Source organism: Treponema sp. OMZ 803 (genome assembly GCF_024181165.1).
Lineage (GTDB): Bacteria > Spirochaetota > Spirochaetia > Treponematales > Treponemataceae > Treponema.
Genome location: NZ_CP051195.1, coordinates 2524620 through 2545328, shown reverse-complemented (window position 1 = coordinate 2545328; position 20709 = coordinate 2524620). Strand labels below are relative to the sequence as shown.

At 46.4% G+C, this 20709-nt stretch carries 24 protein-coding genes and 1 tRNA gene; 20 read left to right on the top strand and 5 right to left on the bottom strand.

Annotated elements, in window-relative coordinates:
* Position 1: 1 nt before the first annotated feature.
* A complete protein-coding gene (locus ABH09_RS11630; protein WP_253714541.1) occupies positions 2–1162 on the top strand; it encodes a haloacid dehalogenase-like hydrolase in 1161 nt (386 codons plus the stop codon).
* Here ABH09_RS11630 and ABH09_RS11625 read toward each other — a convergent pair.
* A complete protein-coding gene (locus ABH09_RS11625; protein ID WP_253714540.1) occupies positions 1113–3500 on the bottom strand; it encodes a peptidase U32 family protein in 2388 nt (795 codons plus the stop codon). The genes ABH09_RS11630 and ABH09_RS11625 overlap by 50 nt on opposite strands.
* A gap of 149 nt (positions 3501–3649) precedes the next feature.
* On the opposite strand from ABH09_RS11625, the gene ABH09_RS11620 reads away from it, so the two are divergent.
* From ABH09_RS11620 to ABH09_RS11590, 7 genes are all read left to right on the top strand, one after another.
* Positions 3650–4009 carry a NifB/NifX family molybdenum-iron cluster-binding protein gene (locus ABH09_RS11620; protein ID WP_253714539.1) on the top strand — a complete coding sequence of 120 codons (360 nt, stop codon included), beginning with the start codon at positions 3650–3652 and terminating at the stop codon, positions 4007–4009.
* A gap of 63 nt (positions 4010–4072) precedes the next feature.
* Positions 4073–5053: an AAA family ATPase gene (locus tag ABH09_RS11615; RefSeq protein WP_253714538.1), complete on the top strand. Its 981-nt coding sequence runs from the start codon at positions 4073–4075 to the stop codon at positions 5051–5053.
* Positions 5054–5056: 3 nt separating this feature from the next.
* Positions 5057–6481 carry a DUF58 domain-containing protein gene (locus tag ABH09_RS11610; protein WP_253714537.1) on the top strand — a complete coding sequence of 475 codons (1425 nt, stop codon included), beginning with the start codon at positions 5057–5059 and terminating at the stop codon, positions 6479–6481.
* Positions 6465–8450 (top strand): transglutaminase TgpA family protein, encoded by a 1986-nt coding sequence (locus tag ABH09_RS11605; RefSeq protein WP_253714536.1) that lies wholly within the window; start codon positions 6465–6467, stop codon positions 8448–8450. The genes ABH09_RS11610 and ABH09_RS11605 overlap by 17 nt, the downstream gene beginning before the upstream one ends.
* Positions 8447–10285, top strand: coding sequence for a tetratricopeptide repeat protein (locus ABH09_RS11600; RefSeq protein WP_253714535.1), 1839 nt, complete (start codon positions 8447–8449; stop codon positions 10283–10285). Before ABH09_RS11605 ends, ABH09_RS11600 begins: the two co-directional genes overlap by 4 nt.
* A 186-nt stretch (positions 10286–10471) precedes the next feature.
* Positions 10472–10759, top strand: coding sequence for a BrnT family toxin (locus ABH09_RS11595; RefSeq protein ID WP_253714534.1), 288 nt, complete (start codon positions 10472–10474; stop codon positions 10757–10759).
* Position 10760: 1 nt separating this feature from the next.
* On the top strand, positions 10761–10973 hold the full coding sequence (locus tag ABH09_RS11590; protein WP_016522635.1) for a BrnA antitoxin family protein: 213 nt from the start codon (positions 10761–10763) through the stop codon (positions 10971–10973).
* 125 nt (positions 10974–11098) lie between these two features.
* Here the strand turns inward: ABH09_RS11590 and ABH09_RS11585 are convergent, their stop codons facing one another.
* Positions 11099–11518, bottom strand: coding sequence for a PIN domain-containing protein (locus tag ABH09_RS11585; RefSeq protein ID WP_253714533.1), 420 nt, complete (start codon positions 11516–11518; stop codon positions 11099–11101).
* A complete protein-coding gene (locus tag ABH09_RS11580) occupies positions 11499–11741 on the bottom strand; it encodes a DUF6364 family protein (RefSeq protein WP_253714532.1) in 243 nt (80 codons plus the stop codon). The genes ABH09_RS11585 and ABH09_RS11580 overlap by 20 nt, the downstream gene beginning before the upstream one ends.
* Before the next feature lie 219 nt (positions 11742–11960).
* Here ABH09_RS11580 and ABH09_RS11575 point away from each other — a divergent pair, with 219 nt between their 5' ends.
* The 11 genes from ABH09_RS11575 to ABH09_RS12880 all read left to right on the top strand — a co-directional run bounded on the left by ABH09_RS11575 (position 11961) and on the right by ABH09_RS12880 (position 18356).
* On the top strand, positions 11961–12386 hold the full coding sequence (locus tag ABH09_RS11575; protein ID WP_253714531.1) for an META domain-containing protein: 426 nt from the start codon (positions 11961–11963) through the stop codon (positions 12384–12386).
* Between the two features lie 121 nt (positions 12387–12507).
* Positions 12508–13110: a DUF2715 domain-containing protein gene (locus tag ABH09_RS11570; RefSeq protein ID WP_253714530.1), complete on the top strand. Its 603-nt coding sequence runs from the start codon at positions 12508–12510 to the stop codon at positions 13108–13110.
* A gap of 293 nt (positions 13111–13403) precedes the next feature.
* On the top strand, positions 13404–13964 hold the full coding sequence (locus tag ABH09_RS11565; protein ID WP_253714529.1) for a DUF2715 domain-containing protein: 561 nt from the start codon (positions 13404–13406) through the stop codon (positions 13962–13964).
* Positions 13965–14150: 186 nt separating this feature from the next.
* Entirely contained in the window at positions 14151–14618 is a 468-nt protein-coding gene (locus ABH09_RS11560) for a DUF2715 domain-containing protein (RefSeq protein ID WP_371922113.1), read from the top strand.
* 35 nt (positions 14619–14653) lie between these two features.
* Entirely contained in the window at positions 14654–15070 is a 417-nt protein-coding gene (locus ABH09_RS11555; RefSeq protein WP_162664430.1) for a hypothetical protein, read from the top strand.
* A gap of 2 nt (positions 15071–15072) precedes the next feature.
* Positions 15073–15582 (top strand): hypothetical protein, encoded by a 510-nt coding sequence (locus ABH09_RS11550; RefSeq protein ID WP_162664429.1) that lies wholly within the window; start codon positions 15073–15075, stop codon positions 15580–15582.
* 106 nt (positions 15583–15688) lie between these two features.
* The gene (locus tag ABH09_RS11545) at positions 15689–16426 is read left to right on the top strand and encodes a zinc ribbon domain-containing protein (RefSeq protein WP_253714528.1); all 738 of its coding nucleotides are present in this window, start codon (positions 15689–15691) and stop codon (positions 16424–16426) included.
* A gap of 26 nt (positions 16427–16452) precedes the next feature.
* Positions 16453–17019 (top strand): hypothetical protein, encoded by a 567-nt coding sequence (locus ABH09_RS11540; protein ID WP_253714527.1) that lies wholly within the window; start codon positions 16453–16455, stop codon positions 17017–17019.
* 62 nt (positions 17020–17081) lie between these two features.
* Positions 17082–17711 (top strand): zinc ribbon domain-containing protein, encoded by a 630-nt coding sequence (locus ABH09_RS11535; protein WP_253714526.1) that lies wholly within the window; start codon positions 17082–17084, stop codon positions 17709–17711.
* A gap of 12 nt (positions 17712–17723) precedes the next feature.
* On the top strand, positions 17724–17885 hold the full coding sequence (locus ABH09_RS11530; RefSeq protein ID WP_253714525.1) for a hypothetical protein: 162 nt from the start codon (positions 17724–17726) through the stop codon (positions 17883–17885).
* Between the two features lie 339 nt (positions 17886–18224).
* Positions 18225–18356 carry a hypothetical protein gene (locus tag ABH09_RS12880; protein WP_256481805.1) on the top strand — a complete coding sequence of 44 codons (132 nt, stop codon included), beginning with the start codon at positions 18225–18227 and terminating at the stop codon, positions 18354–18356.
* Between the two features lie 111 nt (positions 18357–18467).
* Here ABH09_RS12880 and ABH09_RS11525 read toward each other — a convergent pair whose 3' ends face one another.
* Together ABH09_RS11525 and ABH09_RS11520 are read right to left on the bottom strand one after the other, a co-directional pair.
* Positions 18468–19400, bottom strand: coding sequence for a septal ring lytic transglycosylase RlpA family protein (locus ABH09_RS11525; RefSeq protein ID WP_253714524.1), 933 nt, complete (start codon positions 19398–19400; stop codon positions 18468–18470).
* Positions 19401–19619: 219 nt separating this feature from the next.
* Positions 19620–19705, bottom strand: a tRNA-Leu gene (locus tag ABH09_RS11520).
* A 42-nt stretch (positions 19706–19747) separates the two neighbouring features.
* Between ABH09_RS11520 and ABH09_RS11515 the strand changes: the two genes are divergently transcribed.
* Positions 19748–20623 (top strand): TatD family hydrolase, encoded by an 876-nt coding sequence (locus ABH09_RS11515; RefSeq protein WP_253714523.1) that lies wholly within the window; start codon positions 19748–19750, stop codon positions 20621–20623.
* Positions 20624–20709: the final 86 nt, after the last annotated feature.

The window sequence follows — 20709 nt, the reverse complement described above, 5'->3', positions numbered from 1 at the left end:
AATGATGGATAAAACAAATAGACCGACATTAACCGGAAATTGGGAACCACAGAACAAACTGCGGTTGGAACGCTTGATTGCGGAAAAAGCTTGTGCGGACAACTATGCCGTCTTTGATTGGGATTATACGTGTATCTTCTATGATATACAGGATAGTCTTTTTCTGTATCAGCTTGAGCACCTTTGCTTCAATCTGACGCCCGAACAGTTTGCCGTTACCATTCGGCACGAAATTCCGCAGGATATTCCGCTCGTCGGCTGCTTTAATAGCGAAGGGCGGCAGCTCACTGCAGCCGATCTTTCAGCGGATTTGGATGACCGTTACCGGTTCTTATATCATGCATATCAACATTTGAACGGAACGCTCCCGCTTGAGGAAGTCGTGCAAACCGAGGAGTACCTTGATTTTAAGGCAAAAATTCTGACGCTGATGCGGTATGCGGTAACGGTCTGCGATACCGATATTTCTCAATCGGTATGTACGGGCATGACGCTCCCCGAATTAAATAGTCTTGTAGAAAAAACGATTGCTGAAGCGCTTACCGCTGAAATAAAACAATACACGCTCGTATCACCCGTGCGGCAGGCAGGGCTGTCCGGTGTCGTTACCGCAACGTACCGGAAGGGTATACGGATACAGCCGGAAATACGGGCGCTGTTCCGCCGCTTTGAAGAACACGATATTACTCCCTACATCTGCTCCGCCTCGCAGGAGGACGGCGTGCGAGTGTTTGCCTGTAATCCTGCGTATGGCTATTGTCTCCGTCCCGAACAAGTGTTCGGCAGACGGCGGCTGCGGAATGCCGACGGCGTGTTTACTGATGAGCGGGATTACTCCATTCCACAAACGTGGCGGGAAGGAAAGGCGGAGGCGATACGGACGTTGATTGCTCCGCGGCATGGCGGGAAAGCTCCCATCCTTGTTGCGGGCGACAGTGACGGCGATTTTTGTATGATGGATGCGTTCAAAAATGAGGCATTGCTGCTTATCCTGTACCGCAATCAAAAGCCGCACGAAAAGCTCTATCCGCTGATACAGCGCGGTTTAGCCGAGCGCAATGCCCCCGATGCATCGATTATCGTACAGCATCGGGATGAAGAGACGGGATTATTTATTTCCGGTGTGTCTGATTGTGCCGGCGGTTCTGTGAACGTCCTTTAGGCGGTTTTGCTCGTCCGCCGGAGTTTTTGGGGCCGCGCTCTGCCGCCGATTTTTGTCCCAGCTGCTTGAGTTCTTCCACCCGCTGCGGATCGTAGAAGCCTTCCTTCCAGTTAAAGCGCACCGAGTCGGGGAGAGGAGTGCCGTTTCGCAGCGACTGTAAAATAAACCGATAAGCGCGGCGTTCAACGCTCGTATGCGAAAAATCCAGCAAAAAGCGTGAGAACTGATGATGCTGTAAGGCGTGGTAGCGGTCTACAACCGAGAACGGCTTGTCGGATAGCACAAAAGAGGCGGACGGTGTAGAAAAAGCTCTGAACGCCTCACCTTGCTTGTCGGAAAAGTAGAGGAAGTTGTAGTTTTTCGGCAGCGTAAAGCGCATTCTGAACAGCACGGAATACGAAAAAAGCGGCAGCAGTACCTGCGGGCGCAGCTCCGGCGCAAACACCGTTTCGATATTCGCCTGAGAGCTTTCGGCTGGGGGAATGTAAGCACAGATGCCGTTCTCCTGCAGCCACGAAACCGCCCAGCAGTTAAAGGTATAAAGGTACGGTCCCGCGACCAAAAAGTTCTTTTTATTGCGGAGCATGGAAATATGCGCCGGATTATTCACGATAAATTGCGTATACCCCTGTGCGGTTAGCTGTTCAAGCTGCTCCGCAAGGATCAGTTCCTGTTCTTGCGGAACAAAGGGATCAAGTGAAATAAAAATTTCCCGTTTGGAGAACGGCAGCGGTTTTGCCTGCTGCTGATTTTGCGGTTGCGGATTGGGCTGTTGTCCAGTCAGCGCCGGATAGGTGTCCTCATTCAAATTGATAATGACCCGCACCGGTTTATCCGCAAGGATAGTATGCAAATCCGCAATGGAAGAAACCTGAACGTAGAGCCCTTCGGGGAAGATATCCGCAGGCTTTTTCGCAAGGCTCTTTTTGACGGGTGTCGCAGATGGTGCGGTTGTCGCAGCCGCTGATTTCGCCGGCAGTGCAGCTCCGGCAGGTGTTGCGGTTACTGGTTTTGAGGGCGCGGACTTGCTTGTATCGCCGAGCGTCGGGAAGCCTGCTTCGAGCGTTAGCATCGGTAGCGCTTCGTCGTTGGGCTGTTTGCGGTATTTTTCGAGCGAGGCGGGCAGCAAATGTGGGTAGCGTTTGGTCATCGCCTTGGTTTGCAAGAGATATACGCTGTCGCCTTTGCCGGAATCCGCAGGCAGTTGCAGCCATGCGCCGGATTTGCTTTCCATTATATCCTGAATTTTCCAGCTTTCGCGTCCGCTGTCGTCCTTCTTATGAATGCGCACCGAGTCGCCTTTTTCCGGCGTATAATGTCCGTCTTTCAGCTGTACATAGTGTACCGCCCTCGTGCCGTCTTTAAACGGGACTTCCTCCACGGCACCTTTTTTAATGCCGTCGATAATGCCGAGGTAGATACCGGTGCCGCCCGCCTGATCGGGGTTGAGCACTTCTTCCGCACTGGTGCTTTTAAAGCGGTAGCTTGTCTTTTTCCGTGCAAAGTCGTTCGCTAAGATACGCTTGCCTGTTTCTACCGCCGCCTTTTTATCGGCTTCCCAGTTGTCGATGACATACCGGTAGGCGGAAACCACCGTGCCGACATACTCGGCGCTTTTCATTCTTCCTTCTATTTTAAATGAGGCAACACCTGCCTGAATCAAATCGGGGATATACTCGATGAGCTGTAAGTCCGCAGGGGAGAAAAAGTAGCCTTCCCGGTCGCCCTCCGGCTCATGCGCGGTATAGAGGCGGCGGCACGCTTGGGTACACATCCCGCGGTTCGCCGATTTTCCGCCGAGGTAGCTCGAAAAAAGGCACAAGCCTGATTCGCTGACACAGAGCGCCCCATGTACGAATACTTCCAGCTCGCAGGAGGTGTTTGCATGAACGGCACGGATTTCTTCCAAGCTCAGTTCCCGGGCAAGAACCGTCCGCGACACCCCCCAGCGGCTCATCGCATTGGCTGCCTTTGCGCTCGCAATATTGAGCTGCGTAGAAGCATGGAGCTTGAGATTCGGAAAGTGTTTGTGTGCCATCTGAATCAGCCCGAGATCCTGCACGATGATGCCGTCCGAGCCGACATTGTTGAGATATGCCAAGAACCGATAGAGCCGCTCCATCTCATTCTCGGTTACAACCGTATTGACGGTAACATATATTTTTTTATTCCGCTTATGCAGTACATCAACCGTTGCCTCAAACTGATTCCACGCAAAGTTTGAAGACCGCATACGGGCATTAAAGCTCTTTAAACCTAAATAAACGGCGTCCGCCCCTTCCGCAATCGCAGCTTCCAATGCTTCGGGATTCCCCGCCGGTGCTAATAATTCGACCATCCAGTCATCATACTGAAAAAATGCGGCGCTGCATAGATATGGGGTGACCGGTTTTATCGGATTATCTGGGAAAGCGTGAGGGGTATTGATCCTCGATGATTATACCAACCTTTAGACAGCCTTCATGAATTATGATACACTCAACCAATATGAAAATCGCAGTGACTTATGATATTTTAACGAATTCAATTTTCCAGCATTTTGGAAAAACAGAGCATTTTAAGGTTTACACAATTGAAGCTGGAAAAGTAACGAAAACTGAAGTAATCGATAACGGCGGTTTCGGTCATCACGATTTGGCAACCTATCTTAAAAGCCTTGGAGTTGAAACGCTCATCTTAGGAAACCGCGGACAGGGTGCGATTGATGCGCTGAATAACGCCGGAATTCATCAGCTGGCGGGAATTACCGGCTCCCCGGATGAAGCTGTCGCAGCTTTTTTAACAGGCACATTACAGGATGATCCGAATGCTCAATGCAATCATCATGGGGAACATCATCACGAATAGGATAGGACAGTACCTCTTTTTATAAAGTTGAGGTGTTCCGCATACTATGCTATAATCTCCGCTATGAATACCGAAAAAACGGCGGAACGGCTTCTTTCCGCACTGGAAAAAGCGATTAAAGGAAAGAAGGATGTTCTCCGGCTTTTTATTACCGCATATCTGACCGGCGGGCATGTTCTTTTAGAGGATGTGCCGGGCGTCGGAAAAACCACACTGGTAAAAACATTTGCAGCGCTCATCGAAAAAGACGGGCAGCCGGCGCGGTTCAGGCGTATCCAATGCACCCCCGACCTTTTGCCCTACGACATCACCGGCGTGGAAGTCTTTAATGCAGGGCTGAATACCTTTGAATTTATGGAAGGCCCGGTGTTCGCAGACATCCTGCTTGCGGATGAGCTGAACCGCACCCCGCCGAAGGTACAGTCCGCCTTGCTGGAAGCGATGGCTGAGCGGCAGGTAACCGCCGGTACGGTAACCCGTCCGTTAAGCCCTTACTTTTTTACGGCGGCTACGCAAAACCCTGTGGAAAGTTTAGGTACCTATCCGCTTCCCGCCGCTCAGCTGGATCGGTTCAGTGTATGCCTGTCGATCGGCTACCCCGATGAAGAAGCGGAAACCGAATTGCTGCATGAACAAACACACCTTCCCGCTGCAGAACCGGAGCCGGTTACGCCGGTTGTTTCCATAGAGGATATCGCAGCTTCGCGGGAAGAACAGCGGCAGGTATTTGTGCATCCCGTACTCGAAAAGATAATCGCGCGAATCGGAAAAGAGACCCGCGCTCATCCTGCGTTTAAGCTCGGAACCTCTCCCCGCGCCGGTTTGCATTTGCTGTACCTCGCCCGCACCTTTGCGCTTGTCAACGGACGCAATTGGGTTGAGGACGGAGATATCCGCACGCTTAGCTCCCTCGTCCTTGCGCACCGATGTTTGATAAAAACCGGCGACGGCGCGGCTTCGGAACTCATCAGCAGCATTACCGAAGCGGTTATCCGCACCGCCGACAAACAAACGGATTGGACAAAACCGGCTGAGGCACAATAAGGCATGATGCGGATACGGATTACGAGGCACGGCGCAGTATACACCGTGATGGGTGCGCTGCTCTTAATAAGCGGCTTGCTCCGCGGAGAGCTTTTGAGCGCGGTATGCGGCGGGGTTCTTATGCTCTATGCCGGTTTTGCTGTCACCGCTGTAGCGGTTAGCGCCCTGTGTTGGAAATCGGAAGAGCCTGACCTTGCCTCAGACGGCGGCGGCTTTACGGTTACTCCCGCCCGTTCCAAAGCGACTCAGTCCGAATCTGCAAAGACCTTCCCGCACTGTATTCCCGGAACCGCAGCCTTTTATACCATTGAGTTTTCACTATCGCCTGATCCTACCGCAGAAACGGCCGCACGTCTTTGCATCCCCTTGCAGGGAATACAAACAAAATATCATCCTGAAAATCTAACCCGCGGACGGTACTTTTATAAACGGCAGTATCTCAATATCCGGGACTTTGCCGGTTTTTTTGCCGCGGCATATACGCAGCCGCCTTGCCTGTCCGTGCCCTACATTGTAGTACAGCCGGTGATTCCGCCGCAAAAAGCGGTATTTCCCGACCTCCGTTCCCGTGCCGTAAACGACCTTCCCTCACAAGAGCGCACGCATGAACTCTATGAATCCCGTCCGTATTTTCCCGGCGACGATCCGCGGAAAATTCACTGGAAGCTCTATGCACATACCAATACGCTTTCCATAAAGCTCGGTGCTTTTGAACCGCCGCCGGTTAAGCGCTTAACGATATATATAGAAGAGCCGGTGTGCGTTAAAAAAAAAGAACGAGCTTTGACAGCCTCCGTGTTTGACGCCTTTATCGGCCGCCTTTCCGGCGTGATTATAGAGCTGCTCAATGCCGGTATCCAATGCTCTCTTCTATTATATGATTATCCGCAGCAGTCCTTGCAGCGGTACAAGATAACCGAGGAAGGCGCGTCCGCTGCTGCTGCGCAGATACAAACTCTGCTAGCCATACCGGCGCTCCGTGCTTCACCGGAAGCGCTTCCCGATGCGGCGGCGGTCTTTAGTGCAGTGCCGGACGGCGGGGAACTGTTATACTGCTATATGCCGACCGGAGGCGTCCTTCGAAATGCGTCTGTTGCGCCGTTTCGCCCACCGCATACAGAAGGTATAACCGGCGGCGGCGAACACATCGCAGCTTACCAAAATATTGCCGCTTACCGGAAAATCACCGCTTACAGCCGGAGCGGCGTTGAAACGTTGTTTTGCGTTGCCGTGCCGCCGGTATCGGAAAACTGTATGCAGGCTGATGAGCTAGCGCATCGTGTTCTTAGCCGGAGGGGGATACACCGGCTGCTGTATTCTTCCGCCGCTTCCGCACGGCAGGATGCTTTTTATCGAAAAGTACAGGAAGCTGCCGAACGGGCACTCCGTATCTTTACCGCAGGAAATTGTCATGCAGAACTACTCTAAACCTGCCGCCGTGCTCCGTATCTGTTCACTCCTGCTGCTCCTTTCGGTACCGTACCGCTACCTTGCCGGTATTCTACCCGCAGCGGCGTTGCCGGTATGGGGGCTTTGCTGCACGGCGGTAATTCACTTTCTGTATAGAAAGGGAATTCGTGCGGAAGCGGCGGGGATTATCGGCTTTTCCGCCGCGCTGCTTATCCCTACATGTGTCCTCGGCTTGCTCGCGTTGATACCGCAGCTTATTGCGGATACTCTCTTTTTGCGCATCAAGCTGATATTCGGCTTACTTGCGCTCACCGCCTTCATCAGCGTTACCTCAACAGCACTGTTCATTTCTACCGAACGGTGGCGGCGCTATGAACCGCTTGTTGCTATTCTCGTGTTCTCCCTGCTGTTTTTTCCGCAGCAGCATTATCGTCTGACAGCCTTTTCCCATCCGATCTTTGCGGCGGGCTTTGTCGGTGTTTTCATGCTGCTTCAAACAGCCTTGCTCTGTATTCCGTTTTTAAAACGCAGACGGTTCGCAGCGTTTGCATTCATCTTTATCGGCTTAACGGCGGTTTTGCTCGCGCTCCTTATCAGGACATTTAATAAAGGCTCCGTCGGTAATAACGGCGGACTGCTTGAACAAAAGCTTTTCGAGTTCGATTTTTCTCAGTTTTTGCAGTTGCAGGATGAAGTAAAAATGAACACCAATCTGGTGATGGTGGTGCATGTTGATCAGGAATATGATTCACACTTGTTCCGCCGTATGTACCTGTCAGGCTGGAGTCCGCAAAAAGGTTTTTACGAAAAGTCGGCGCCCGGCGAACCGGAGCAGCCGCTGCGGATTACTCAGCAACCGGCGGAACTTCCGCATCAGTCTTTTCTGTGCCGCGAGCGGGTCAGTCAAGAAATATTTACCGTCAACCTTGATCCCGATTCTCTTGTCGCGCTCGATTATCCGCTGTCGGTAACGCCGTATACGGTTTGGGACACGGTGAGTTTTAAAGGCGCTTACAAGGCGGAAAGCGAGGTGCTGCATGGCGTGCCGCTCGACCTTATTACGGCGGAGCCTCCGTCGGGAAATCCGGCAGAGGGGCTGTCGGCGGAAGCCTTGCGTTTTTATACGTCCGTAGATTCCAGCACAAAGGCGCTGCTCTTTCCTATCGCAGAATCGGTTACCGCTCCCTTTGCGCTCTACTATGATAAGGTTTACGCCTTGCTCGACTATTTCCGCGAGGGTGAGTATCGATATTCGCTTCGGCCCGGGCAGGCTCCCGACGGCGATCAGCTCCGGTATTTTGTAACCGAGTCGAAAAAGGGTTATTGCTCGTACTTCGCCTTTGCGTACTGCCTCATGCTCCGTAGCCTCGGCATTCCTGCGCGGCTTGCCGCCGGTTTTTTTCTACAGCCTGAATCGGGCATCCTCAATTATTATCCGGTGCGGGCGAATATGGCTCATGCGTGGGTGGAAGTCTTTTTCCCCTATCTCGGCTGGGTGGACATAGACCCGACCACCGAACAGCTTGCAGACGGTGAATCGCTCGATTTTTCTTTTCAGGCAGGCGGCGATCAATTTACGCAGCTCCTTGACGAAATCCTATTAAACCGCTCGACGCTCCGTATCAGGCACGGCGAAACGCTTTCGGCCGCAGAAGCCCAAACCGTTGCTCATCGTGTTTCGCAGTTCTTCAAAATGCACCGTGGAATACTATTCTGCATTGCTGTACTCGTTGTGATTCTCTTGTACGGCGCCTTCCGTGCCTATCCGTACCTGATTATCAGATTTTCAAGGAATAACCGGAAAATCATTCTCACGCTGAAACGGCTCCATAAGCATCCGAGCGATGCTTTTTACGCACTCACTCAAAAAGCAAAATTTGCCCCCTCCTGTACCGGCGAAGATGTTGTAATTGCAAAGCAGCTCTATCACTCGGAGAAAAAGCAGGGAAAAAACGCTTGGAAACGAAGTCGGAGGGACGGCAAATGAAAGCGCAATACCGAAAATACCGGCAGACCGATAAACATCATAACGGCCATGCATCACGGAACGGGCTGCTCCTCGTGCTGGTTTTGTTTCTATTACCATTGTACCTCTTCCCTGCATCAAGCACATCGAACGCTGATGAGCTGCTGCAAAAAGCGGACGCGGCGGTGCAAGCTGAAAACTGGGATACTGTTGCTGCGCTGCTCGAAGAAGGTATCGCGCGATACCCGACAAATGAACTCTTCCAACTCAAGCTCGGCGATATGTATTTTAGCAACGGACTGTACGAACCCGCATACCGCCGCTTTACCGAAGGCCTGCGTATCAATCGGTATAACATCAAACTCCTGTACGGCGCAGCGAGCGCAGCAGCGGCGTTGAATAAAGCAGATGAGGCGCGCGGTCTCCTGCATGAATATCTTTCATATAATCCTACCGATATTTTCGGATGGTCAACGTACGGATGGCTTTGTTTTAAAACACACCGAACCGATGAAGGGATTAAAGCGATGCTCGATGCCCGCAGCAGCTACGGCGACGACGGCTGTATTGCGAACGCGCTCGGAAATCTGTACGGAGAACTCTTCGACTATCGGAATGCGGCGCTCTATTACCGGAAAGGCATTGAACTCGCGCTGCAAAACGATTCGCTGTACTCGGCTTCGGTGTATTCCTACAACAAGGCGATCTTGGAAACCGAATTCTATCATTTTGATCAAGCTGAAGAAGACGCCCGCAATGCTTCCGACTATTTTTCACGCTCATCGGGATATTTGATTCTCGGAGAGCTTGAAGAGCGGAAAAATAATTTTGACCGTGCGATTGCCTATTATGCGCAATCGACAAAAGATAATTATACGCCGCTGCCGCTGATCAATCTTGCAAAAATCTATCTGCGGATGGGGCATTGGGAGCAAGCGGAACGTTATATTACACAGATCGAGCGGGTTACCGACTATTCGTGGATTGCGAACTTTGGGATGAGTACCGCGCAGTTTTATACCGAACTGTACGGACTCTATCAGGCGTTATATGAAAAAAAATATGCGGCGGAAAAGATGCGGATACCTGAAAGCGCCAAGGATTTTTTTGTTCGGTCTAAAAATCTTACAAAGTATTCTGCTTTGATTCGATATTATCGAGCGGCTTTTAGTATACATAATTTGAAATTGGCAAAGGAGTACACGATAGCGGATACGGACGGCAATACACACGGGTTGTATAAAAATAGCTTCTATTATCGGGCGTTTCAATCGGTACCGTTTAAGGCGCGGCGGTATTTACGCCGTGCGGAAGTGCTGGAAACTTCGGTTATTCCGCAGGCGCGTCCGTCATACATTGCCGAAAAAGGTATCCTGCTCCGCGATGAACAACTGCTGCGGGAAGCGCTGGATGCCCTCGACCCCGTATGGGAGAAAGAACTGCGGGAACAAACTGTGGCGGCGCTGATACTCTGCACGAGAAACACCGAACTGAAAACGGCGCTCTATCAAGAGCTGTTGCAAAGTAATCCCGCCTGCTTTCCCGAACATTGGATACGGCTGCCGGTTACGCTGACCTGTACCGGTTCAGACGAACGCTTTAGCAAACGAACCGAGAAACGCATCGCCGCCGCTTTAAACAAATCGTTATTTACGGTTTCCAAACACGCGCCGTTTTCCATCACGGCAGTATGTACCGAAAGCAGCATCCGGCTCAGTCTTATCGGTCAAGACGGCAGCATCTATTTCCGCTACGAACATCCCGCTCCCGTTGCCGATAAACATGAGGCTGCCGCCTGTGTCAATCGTTTTGCTGCGCAGTTGTTTAGAGTTGCGGTGAATAGAGGTATAAATTAATAATTAATTACGGACAAACAGTCTCATCAGTGCAAAAACAAGATGTCCGGCAGTTTGATAATTTTGTTTCCGTAGCTTCAAGTTTCCTTTACCGAAGTTATCATACGGTATTACATCGATAATCGGCAGATCATGGAACAGCTCTTTTTATATTGACGAAAGCAAAGGGGGAATTATAATATAATTATGGATTCAATAATTTTTGAATGGGATCCGGTAAAAGCAGATTTGAATTACGCAAAGCACAAAGTAACTTTTGAGGAAGCAAAAACCGTATTCTATGATGAAAATGCAATATTGATTGCAGATCCTGATCATTCAAATATAGATGAAGATCGGTTTATTATGCTTGGCTTGAGTTCAGAAATGCATATGCTGCTCGTTTGTCATTGCTATAGAGAAAATGACAGAATCAGAATAATTTCTGCAAGAAAAGCAAATTTACAGGAAGCAAAACAATACGGAGGTAATTAATATGAGAGACGATTATGATTTTTCAAACGGAATCAAAAATCCCTATGCAGATAAATTAAAGAAACAGATTACCATCCGTCTTGATGACGAAGTAATCAATTATTTTAAAAATATGGCAGAGGAAACAGGTATGCCGTATCAGAATATAATTAATTATTATCTAAAGGATTGTGTAAAAGAAAAAAGACACTTGGAAGTTGCATTTCGGGAATAGACGGTACTGTCATATCCATTCCCTATCACAATCAACAACCCCGACGCAAGCGTCGGGGTTGTTGTTCTCATAAGGTGGTTGCAGTCGGCTTTAATACCCTTTGTTACGACGCAAGCGTCGGGGTATTAAACCCTCCGCACGAATAAAAAAAATTGTTCAGGTGTGTATGTCGGAATGCGTGATAATTTAAAATCGGAAATATTGCGGGAAAGTATATAATCAATATTGAATTTAACGGCACTGGCTTCGATTAATGCGTCTTCATAATCCGTTATTGGTGATAGTAATGAAGTTCTCAGTATTGTTTCATCAATTGGAATAATCTGAAAAATATCAAACAATGTTGAAATAGTAGTTACTACTTTATTTTTATCTTTTTGTTCTTTGAATAAGAAATATGATAATGTTGTAACTTCATGTGCACAAATGTAGCCCGTTAATACACTTTCAGCGCACATATTAATGAGTCGCGCAGCTTCTTGATGAAAATTTCGTTTGTTTAAAAAATCAAGAATGATATTTAAATCAATGAGTACTTTTTTCATTGAATATTTGCCTTAATTCGTTTTTATCCGGAATGGGTGAGTTATGAAAGATTCCGTATAAAGCCTGCACCTTTGACTGGAGCGGCTGCGTTTGATTATTTATTTTTAATTTGCTTAAATATTGTTCAAATAACTTTGAAATGGATAAACCGTTTTGACGAGAATACGTATGGGCGAAGTTAATGAGTTCATCGTCGATATTAAGTGTCAGTTTTTTTTGCATAGCCCTCTCCTACGTATAAAATATAATAATACACGTAATAATTGTCAAAGAATTGAACTTTCTCGCTAACTTTACTGCTGCTCCCCTTACACCTCCGAAATTTCATATAGAAAGAATACGTCTGCTTTAAGTATTTCCGTTATATTTGCCCTGCCTATCTTGAATTTTCCTCTTGACTTTGAGGTAATATGGAAGAAAGTATTTTGAAAGGAGCTTTATATGAAAAGCAAAAAATCTAGTTTAACAGCCGCGCTGTTTGCGGCTCTTATCGGTACAGCATTCGTGGTTACCGCGTGCTGGCAGGGGGCTCCCGCCGGAGGGAGCGGCATTCCCGGAGGGGGTGGTTTAGGTTCCGGAGGCGGAAATACTGCATCAAGTATCGAGGGTCGTTGGAAGGCTAATGGCGGTCAGTTGGTTTTACAACTTAAAAACGGGAAAGTTACATATACTAGTACTGTTGGTGTCGAGGTGTCTGACAGCGGTACATATACAATAACAGGGAATACAATAACATTTACCGGTTTTACTAATCCAGGACTGCAAATGCTCTTCAATAGGGAATTTAAATACAAGATTGAAGGGAATATCCTTACACTATTGGATGGCGCAACGGATACTCCCATGTATCAATTCGAAAAAGCATAGGGTATTTTACGTCGAAACGTAACATATTTTTTGCAGTTACAATGACAACCTCTAAAATAGGAATAGAGGGTGTCTATAATTTTTTACGGTATGGTTAATACCAAAAAGGAGTTTTTTTTAAATGAGGAAAATTGCTATTATGCTTTTCTGTCTTGCGTTGGTTTCTGCACATGCGTTTGCAGAATTTGTTATGGTGCCGGGACTTGGACTTAGCTATTATTCCGGCTCAACAGGGGAAAAGTCTTCTGTGTCTATGGTTCCCTTTGGGGTCGGTTTTGACTTTTCGTACCTGACGGATTCGGGCTTTACGCTTTGCATGGATAATGATTTTCAGTATTTTGGAAAAGTAACAACTAAGGTTGATGGTAACTCTGTAGGTCTGAGCGTGAGTAAGGGGCTAGCATGGAATTCGCGGATAATGCCGGGATATACGTTTAAGTTTGCAAAAGACAATGCATATCTCCGTTTAGCAGGCGGACTTGCCGTAGGTACCTTCGGTTATGAAGTTACGGAGGCAAAGGCTGTATCCACAGCAATTACGGTAGGCTTGGCTTTTCATGTTGGTTTTGAATACTTTTTTACGAATATGATCGGTATCGGTGTTTCGATTAACGAGATTCCTTCCATTTTTTCAGGCCTGCCAGTCGGAAGTGCCAATATCTTCAATTTAAAAGTAGGTCCCTCGTTTAGGCTTGGAGGAAAAGGTCAAGCGGCTAAGAAATAAATGTTTATTGTTAGTCGTATAAAAAATAACGGCTGAAAAATACTGCGAGAAGCTTTGTCTCCTTTAATGAACTAATCCTGGTAGGAAATACTTTTTTCTATCGGGATTTAGGTGGTTTTAGTTAAGACTCGGTATCCGTTCGTATGTGGATTGTTGATTAACCGAATTTCCGAACGGGAAGGTTAAGAAATAGGTAGTAAGCAACTATAAGGAAGAACGTTATGAAAACACTAAAGCGCTGGATAATGATGTCTGCGTTCGCAGTAATATACTGCCTTTTAGCAATATCCTGTATGACAGTAGATAGACGCGGTGCTTTTCTTATTGATACGCCGAAAGCAATAAAAGAGCATAATATTATAGAAGATAAGATTCTTCCGTATATTGCCGAAGTGCTCGAGTACAATAATCCCTCCGGTACAAATAATCCGCAAGCAGCGCAGTATTTCCGTACAGTTAAAACCGCCAACAATATGAACTATGATAAATTCGTGGACTGTCAGGATTATGCTCTCCTTTTCTATGCGCTGTGCAAGTATTATCGCATTGATTGCAAGCTCGTCGGTAATCCCACCTTGCACCATGCATATAATCAACTGAATATCCGCGGCCATGCCGTTGATGTTGAACCGCAAAGTGGCGAAGGAACCGTATATGTTGTTGCAATGCACGGTTGGGAGCTTTCTAAAAATGGGCTTTTTATAAAACAGATCAATACGCATCCTGATAATATAGTCATGGATATCGATGAATGGAATGCATACGGTGAAGCAGGTCGTTTTGTCAGCCCAGCTAATATGAAACTGTTTAACTATGTTGTGAAAAACGGACATCTTCCTAATCGTGAAATGTGAAAAGAATATCCCGCACCGGATTTATTAACAAATAACAGCGTCCTTCTGCTTACTCCTTCCATAGGGTATAATTATTCTTACTATAGCCTCAATGCTTCACGAAAAACCAACCAATTTACGTTCGGTATAGACTGGTTGCAGGTCGCGCAGCCCCCTATCCGCTGGTCATATATGGTAGGTGCCGATTTGGCGCTAGGTAGCAAAATAGTTGAAACATTAAAGAAACCTTTTCATAAGCAATGGGGAGAACCGTATGCGGCATTTTCGTCGGTTTTGTCTGGATATCTTCTTATTGGTTATACTTTTAATGTAAAAGATTTTTATCTTACTGCGGCGGGTGGTATTGGGCTTTCTGCCAGTATATTCGGCAGGTCATCATTTGTCTCTTTTACCGTACCGATCGATTTGGATCTTAAATACTATTTTACCCGCAGTGTCGGAATAAGTATTTCCGGTATAGGGACATTTGGCATAGGGTCATTCATTACTTCTTCCGAAATACCTGTTGACAGTGCTTCTGCATACTTTCTGAGAGCATCAATGTTCCATCCCACCAGTAAGAATTTTGCAGTAAAAATAGGCCCGACTATCAGAATTCCCGGTCAAAAAGGGTTAAATGAAAAAATTCGTGAATTGCAAAATAAGCGAAGATAGGGGGCAAATAATTTTGCTATAAAGGAGGCGTTGCTATGAAAAAGATTATCGCATGCATGTGTTTGCTTGCTTTCATCGGAACGGCGCATGCTAAAAACTGGAAATACTATTACGACGACGAAACAGGATATTCCGGAGAAGCTTCAATCACTTTCATCGGAGATGATACGGATGGTAATTTACTTGATAGCACGGTGGATATGCTACAAGCTGGAGCACGCGGGCTAGGATATAGCGTTCACAATACTCGGAAATTGTCCAAAGAAATAATATGGCTGTTTAGCGAAGCGCTTAAGGAATATTATCTCGCCAAAAATGAAGTGTACAGTATTTTAATAGATACGACCGCCCCTGATTCCGGTATAAGAGAAGGCTTTATAATCTGTGTCAAAATAGAAGATGATGCAGGGGATAAGATAACAGTTAATTCAAGTTATATGAGGAAAGATTAAAGATGAAAAATCGAATAATGATTGCACTGTTTATTGTAATTACAGCGTTATGCTTTGCGCAAGAAGCATCACCGATGTATGACTGGGCATATACCGAAGTAGTAACTCTGAATGGTCGGCGTTTTTACGGTGCAAAGGCTGATTCATGGCTATCGGACACGTTTGCCGATTCATACTGCGAACAAGACGGTTATGCGATTGTGCAAGGATATAAATTGCATTACTGGCTGTACGATACGATAACATATCATGACGGAGATGCTTCCGACATATACAACAATATTGTCCCTCGCTGGGTTGAGCAACTCGGGTACGTTATCGATTTTGACAATATAGAAGTGTATAACCCCAATACCGATTTGGCATCTTCCGTAAAGGCTTTAATGACACAGCGCGGCTGCGATGTCAGCGTGGCGCTCATTGCAACCGTCGATTATGAGTATGTTGTGATAAATGAATATTTTGCAAAATGGCGGCAGTATAAAACAACTATTTATTATCTGTATAAATAGCAGATCAAACACCATTATATAAAAATCGTCGAACTCGTATACATATTTTTGCGAGTCAAAGAGTCCGGTAATCCTATTTGATACGATTTATAACAGAGGAGATACAATGATGGAACAAAGTGCCGAATACAAAATCTGCCCCTACTGCGGTGAGCAGATAAAAAAGATTGCCATACTATGCAGGTACTGTAATAGCGACTTACCCAAGGAAGAATCGGCTGCAACAATTGAAACTGCGGCAGAAACTGTAAAAACAGCAGAGGCGGTAGAAAAAGTTGAAGTACAAGATGAAACACCGGTACAACTGGAACACCGAAGTGCATCGGCACGGACAACAGAGCAACAAGCAACACAAAACACGCAGCCGGCGCAGATATGGAATATTTCGCATCCGGATTTTATTCCGCCCGATAAAATAAACGCATATACCAGACCTAAAAATACCGAGCAGGAAGAGCGAAAGCGACGTAGACGCATTACGGTATTTGGCGTTGTAATATTCGGCTGCCTCGCCTTTCTATATAAAGACTTCGTTATAAATTACGACGGAAAGTATGCAAAAGACAGATTGGTATACACGCAGGAATACGGATTTACCCTTCTTATAACCTATCGGCCGGAATATCGTGTCCACGGTGTCAAAGGGATTGCCGTTACCAATATTCCATTCAGCGGCTTATTTTCCGATAAAGTTCAGGCAAATCATTACGGTAGGGATGGTGCGGACTCTGTTAAGAGGCTTAAAACCTACCAGAGTGCGGCAGCGATCACCAACAGTTTTGATGTCGGTTCATACGGGAAATACTTCATTATTGAATATGATAAATATTCTAAATATAAATGACATCCTAAGCATATAAGGAGATAACGATGAAAGATTTTTTTATGTATGTCCACCCCGATTCGGGAGACATTAAGGCGGTAAAAAAAGGCTGGTCACATCCGGCCTTTTGGTTTGGCAGTTTTTGGGCATTATATAAAAAGCTGCCTATCCCATACATAATATTTGGATTTAGCGGCGCTTTTTTTTATCTATTCTTATTGTTCTTAATAATGCTAGGTATTAATGAGGATGCTCTACAGACACTAAATGCGATATGTTCACTAATTGGGATTTTTGTATTTATTTCTTTCGGAAAGAACGGCAATGCTTGGATCAAAACAAAACTATTAAAAGAAGGGTACCAATTTGCAGGCATTATGCAAGCCGATAATGCGGACATTGCCGTTATGGAGTTTAAAAATGCCCCGATAGCTGCAGAACCAAGTATCGATATGGCGGAAGGAACCGCTGCAGGGCACGGGCAAGTAGGCGAACAAACGGCAGCCGGTATAAACGGCGAAATCCCCGATGCCGAATACAAAACCTGCCCCTACTGCGGCGAACAGATAAAAAAGATTGCCGTTAAGTGCCGGTACTGTAAGCGAGACGTGTAAAGAATACGAAATATCAGGCAGGCGGATAAGTCGTCTTGCTTATTTTTAAACGGGAGATACCGATGAAAACATTTGTTATTTATGAACATCCTTCAGGAGACATTAAGGCGGTAAAAAAAGGTTGGTCATGGCCCGCGTTTTTGTTTGACGGTTTTTGGGCGCTGTATCATAGTTTATCTTTGCAAGCAGTGATAGGTATAATTCTTGACTTAATTTCTTTTATTACCGTTGGATTTGGCTTGATAGGCGTATCGCTTGTCTACGGTATAAACGGTAACGACTGGCTTAAAGAGAAACTGATAAAGTCGGGATATGTGTCTAAATGTTCTTTACAGGCGGATAACCCCGACGGCGCCGTATGGCGATACAAAGCAATTCAAAAAGAGAAGCAGGCAAAACAAGTCGCGCAAACTCAAGCGGACGGTACTCAAAACGCTCCGAACAACGATGTAAAAATCTGCCCTTACTGTGGCGAACAAATAAAAAAGATTGCCGTCGTGTGCCGCTACTGCAACAGCAACCTATCCGAGCCGCATCCTACGCAACCCGCAGCGGAAAATACCGAACACAATGCACATACGCATCCTGATGAATACAAAACCTGCCCGTACTGCGGAGAAGATATAAAAAAAGCCGCCGTTAAATGCCGGTACTGTAATAGCGATTTGCCAGAATCATTACCTACTGTATAAAGAGCTATAAAAATGAACAAAAAACTTTTTTCTATGGCGGTACTGCTTGCTGTTTTGATCAGCGGTATCGGTTTGATACCGGTATTGGCGCAGAGCGTCTCTCCCGTTTCGGACTTTGAGTACGACTTAAATGGAAACATGACGACGGTTGGTATTTCAAAGGATGTTGGATAAATATTGCTTCTGGTATGTTTGTGTTGCGAGAAAAAATCATCCAATATATTTTTCCTATAAAATTTAGTTCAGTGTTTACTGAACTAAGTAAAAGTTTGTTTTTTATACTTAGGAGGAAGACTCTATGAATAATTGCAAATATTGCAAAACTGAAGTTGTAGATGGAATTAAACATGAGATATGTTTAAATCAAAGATTGAAGGAATTAAATAAATCAGACAAAAACATTCCTTGTATGAACACGTTGCGGTGTGAAGAATTTGAAGAAATGAACAAAGACCGCAATTACTTGATATAACATACAAGTAGCTGTGAATTGTATGCAATGGGGGGCGGAGTATGCCTGTATTACAAGTAAGAGAATGTCCTAAAGATATTTATAGAAAAATTTCATACGTTGCAAAAGCCGAAAATAGAACTATAGCGCAACAAGTAATAGGTGTATTATGTCGTATTAGCAAGAAGAAATGATGTAACACTCCTCACTAAATGGGTATAGCACATAACAATCGACAACCCCGGCACCTTGCGTCATGGAGTTGTCGATTTGTCTGATACGTTTACTTTGATAAAAAAATCGGCTTACCAGCTTTCCTGTCTGATTACGTAATCGGTGAAAGAATGATTTGCCAGTGCTTCTTTTACTTTTTCAAGATCGTCAGGTTGTATACCCGGAAGGACAACCCGTACCGATTTTTCAGTACGCTCATACGCAGGGTCGAATCCTGCTTTTCTTAGTTGGACAACAAGCCGCAGTGCATTTTCTTCCCGTGCAAAAGCGCCCAGCTGAATTCTCCACAACACGCCTGAAGTACCTTGTGAATAAACCTGCGCCGGAGTTTGTGCCGGTTGTGCGGAAGCTGAACGGTTTGCAACACCTTTGACGGCGTCGGGCTTTGCCGTTTGTTTATCTACAGATGCCGGTTGTCTTTGTGTTGTGTTAGGCTGCGATGCTTGAGCTTGTGGCGCTTTAGACGGTGCCGTTTCTGCCGCTGTGTCGGAGCCTTTAACTGGCATATCGGACACCGCCTCCTTCTGAACAGGCACCGCTTCAGGCTGGGAATCGGTAACGGGATGAGCTCCTTTCGGTGCGGATTCCGTCGTTGTGTCGCTGTAAACATCAGTTGTTGCAACGAGTGCTGCATGATCAAGCGAATCAACCCTTTTAATCGAAACTCGTGTGATACCGCGGCTAATCATCCCCAAGGATTTAGCTGCAGCTTTTGATAAATCTATCTCGCGGTTTGGGACAAATGGGCCGCGGTCGTTTACGCGTACCACCACTTTTTTCCCGTTTTCAAGATTGGTTACTTCAAGAAAAGTTCCGAACGGCAGTGTTTTGTGGGCTGCCGTATAGGCATTCATATCGAAAATTTCGCCGCTTGACGTCGGCCGGCCGTTAAAAGCCTCTCCGTAATAAGATGCATAAGTTTCTGCTGTGAGTAATTCTTCCGCTCCAAGGGGTAATAACAACAATGCCCCCACTAGAGCTGACAGTACATGGTATTTTCTCATAAGATCCTCCCATAGCTTCATACAGACAATATCGGAAAACAAGAAAAAAAATTAAGTGCAAAAGTCGGAAGAGATTTTTAATGGAATGCAGAAACGTACCATCGATAAGTTCACAATAGATTAGACGCAGTCGCGTATAATAGTTCAAGACATAGAATAAAGCACAGATAAGAAAATATATTAAAAAGCGGGGTTGCTCGTGACTTCCATGAAAAGAAGTGCCGGAGACGAGACTTGAACTCGTACGACCGTTACCAGTCAAGGGATTTTAAGTCCCTGGTGTCTACCAATTCCACCACTCCGGCAAAGATGATATACTATACCGGAAATTATAGAGGCGGTCAAGATTGTTTACAGACTCTCATTGTCATTTACATCATATTTCTCAAAAAACGGCACACTTTCCGCTGATACTGAAAGCGATGCAGGAAGAAGGGTATCCTTTTATAATGGATATCGGGACAGATGCCGGAGATTTTATCCCTCGGTATAGCACCGTTGCGGAAGCTTGCGACAAAGACGGCTCTATACCCGATTTTATCCATTTTTCTGCGGGATTGTGGCCGGGGCGTGCCGCTATTGAACATCCGGCAGAGGCATTGCAAAGGCTTGAAGCCGATATTCAAGCGATTCTTAAAAGCGGGCAGCTGTATACGGCAGTCGGAGAATGCGGTATAGACCGGTATTGGAACCATGCCGGAGCAACGGGTACGGGAACCGATGATCTCGCCGGTGAAGAAACGCTGTTTAAAGAACAGCTTGCTCTTGCCAAACGGTACGGATTGGCTGTGATTATTCATTCACGCGACGGCTTTGAACCGACGCTCCGTTGTATCGACGAAGTAGGCTGGCACCGAGGCGTTATTCATTGTTTCTCGTACGGGAAGAAAGAAGCGGAGGCTTTTTTAGAACGAGGCTGGTATCTGTCATTTCCGGGTACCATCACATACACTGACAATGCGGAAACGGCTTCCACAATAGCGGAATTGGTACGCATGGTGCCTGACGATAAATTGCTATTGGAGACGGATGCACCGTACCTCGCCCCTCAACCGGTTAGACGAGAGGTAAACACCCCGTTGAATATTTCGTATACCTATCAGGCTGCAAGCAAATACCGGCAGTGTTCGGTAGAACACTTATGCGAAACCGTGTACCGGAACTGCCACCGTCTTTTTTCGCTGCTGTGTAAAACCCCGGACATCTGTGTCCGTTCTGCATAGCCAGCGCTTTTGAAAATAGGCGGTACAGATGCTAGGAGCGTACAAAAAACACCCGCAGGCGTACTTGTTGTACGTCGAGGACTGTT

Coding starts and splice junctions, on each gene's coding strand:
- ABH09_RS11550 (WP_162664429.1), top strand. CDS start 15,073: ATGAAAAATCGAATAATGATTGCACTGTTTATTGTAATTACAGCGTTA.
- ABH09_RS11625 (WP_253714540.1), bottom strand. CDS start 3,500: ATGGTCGAATTATTAGCACCGGCGGGGAATCCCGAAGCATTGGAAGCT.
- ABH09_RS11630 (WP_253714541.1), top strand. CDS start 2: ATGATGGATAAAACAAATAGACCGACATTAACCGGAAATTGGGAACCA.
- ABH09_RS11620 (WP_253714539.1), top strand. CDS start 3,650: ATGAAAATCGCAGTGACTTATGATATTTTAACGAATTCAATTTTCCAG.
- ABH09_RS11605 (WP_253714536.1), top strand. CDS start 6,465: ATGCAGAACTACTCTAAACCTGCCGCCGTGCTCCGTATCTGTTCACTC.
- ABH09_RS11610 (WP_253714537.1), top strand. CDS start 5,057: ATGATGCGGATACGGATTACGAGGCACGGCGCAGTATACACCGTGATG.
- ABH09_RS11555 (WP_162664430.1), top strand. CDS start 14,654: ATGAAAAAGATTATCGCATGCATGTGTTTGCTTGCTTTCATCGGAACG.
- ABH09_RS11595 (WP_253714534.1), top strand. CDS start 10,472: ATGGATTCAATAATTTTTGAATGGGATCCGGTAAAAGCAGATTTGAAT.
- ABH09_RS11600 (WP_253714535.1), top strand. CDS start 8,447: ATGAAAGCGCAATACCGAAAATACCGGCAGACCGATAAACATCATAAC.
- ABH09_RS11540 (WP_253714527.1), top strand. CDS start 16,453: ATGAAAGATTTTTTTATGTATGTCCACCCCGATTCGGGAGACATTAAG.
- ABH09_RS11580 (WP_253714532.1), bottom strand. CDS start 11,741: ATGCAAAAAAAACTGACACTTAATATCGACGATGAACTCATTAACTTC.
- ABH09_RS11615 (WP_253714538.1), top strand. CDS start 4,073: ATGAATACCGAAAAAACGGCGGAACGGCTTCTTTCCGCACTGGAAAAA.
- ABH09_RS11585 (WP_253714533.1), bottom strand. CDS start 11,518: ATGAAAAAAGTACTCATTGATTTAAATATCATTCTTGATTTTTTAAAC.
- ABH09_RS11535 (WP_253714526.1), top strand. CDS start 17,082: ATGAAAACATTTGTTATTTATGAACATCCTTCAGGAGACATTAAGGCG.
- ABH09_RS11565 (WP_253714529.1), top strand. CDS start 13,404: ATGACAGTAGATAGACGCGGTGCTTTTCTTATTGATACGCCGAAAGCA.
- ABH09_RS11530 (WP_253714525.1), top strand. CDS start 17,724: ATGAACAAAAAACTTTTTTCTATGGCGGTACTGCTTGCTGTTTTGATC.
- ABH09_RS11575 (WP_253714531.1), top strand. CDS start 11,961: ATGAAAAGCAAAAAATCTAGTTTAACAGCCGCGCTGTTTGCGGCTCTT.
- ABH09_RS11570 (WP_253714530.1), top strand. CDS start 12,508: ATGAGGAAAATTGCTATTATGCTTTTCTGTCTTGCGTTGGTTTCTGCA.
- ABH09_RS12880 (WP_256481805.1), top strand. CDS start 18,225: ATGCCTGTATTACAAGTAAGAGAATGTCCTAAAGATATTTATAGAAAA.
- ABH09_RS11545 (WP_253714528.1), top strand. CDS start 15,689: ATGATGGAACAAAGTGCCGAATACAAAATCTGCCCCTACTGCGGTGAG.
- ABH09_RS11525 (WP_253714524.1), bottom strand. CDS start 19,400: ATGAGAAAATACCATGTACTGTCAGCTCTAGTGGGGGCATTGTTGTTA.
- ABH09_RS11590 (WP_016522635.1), top strand. CDS start 10,761: ATGAGAGACGATTATGATTTTTCAAACGGAATCAAAAATCCCTATGCA.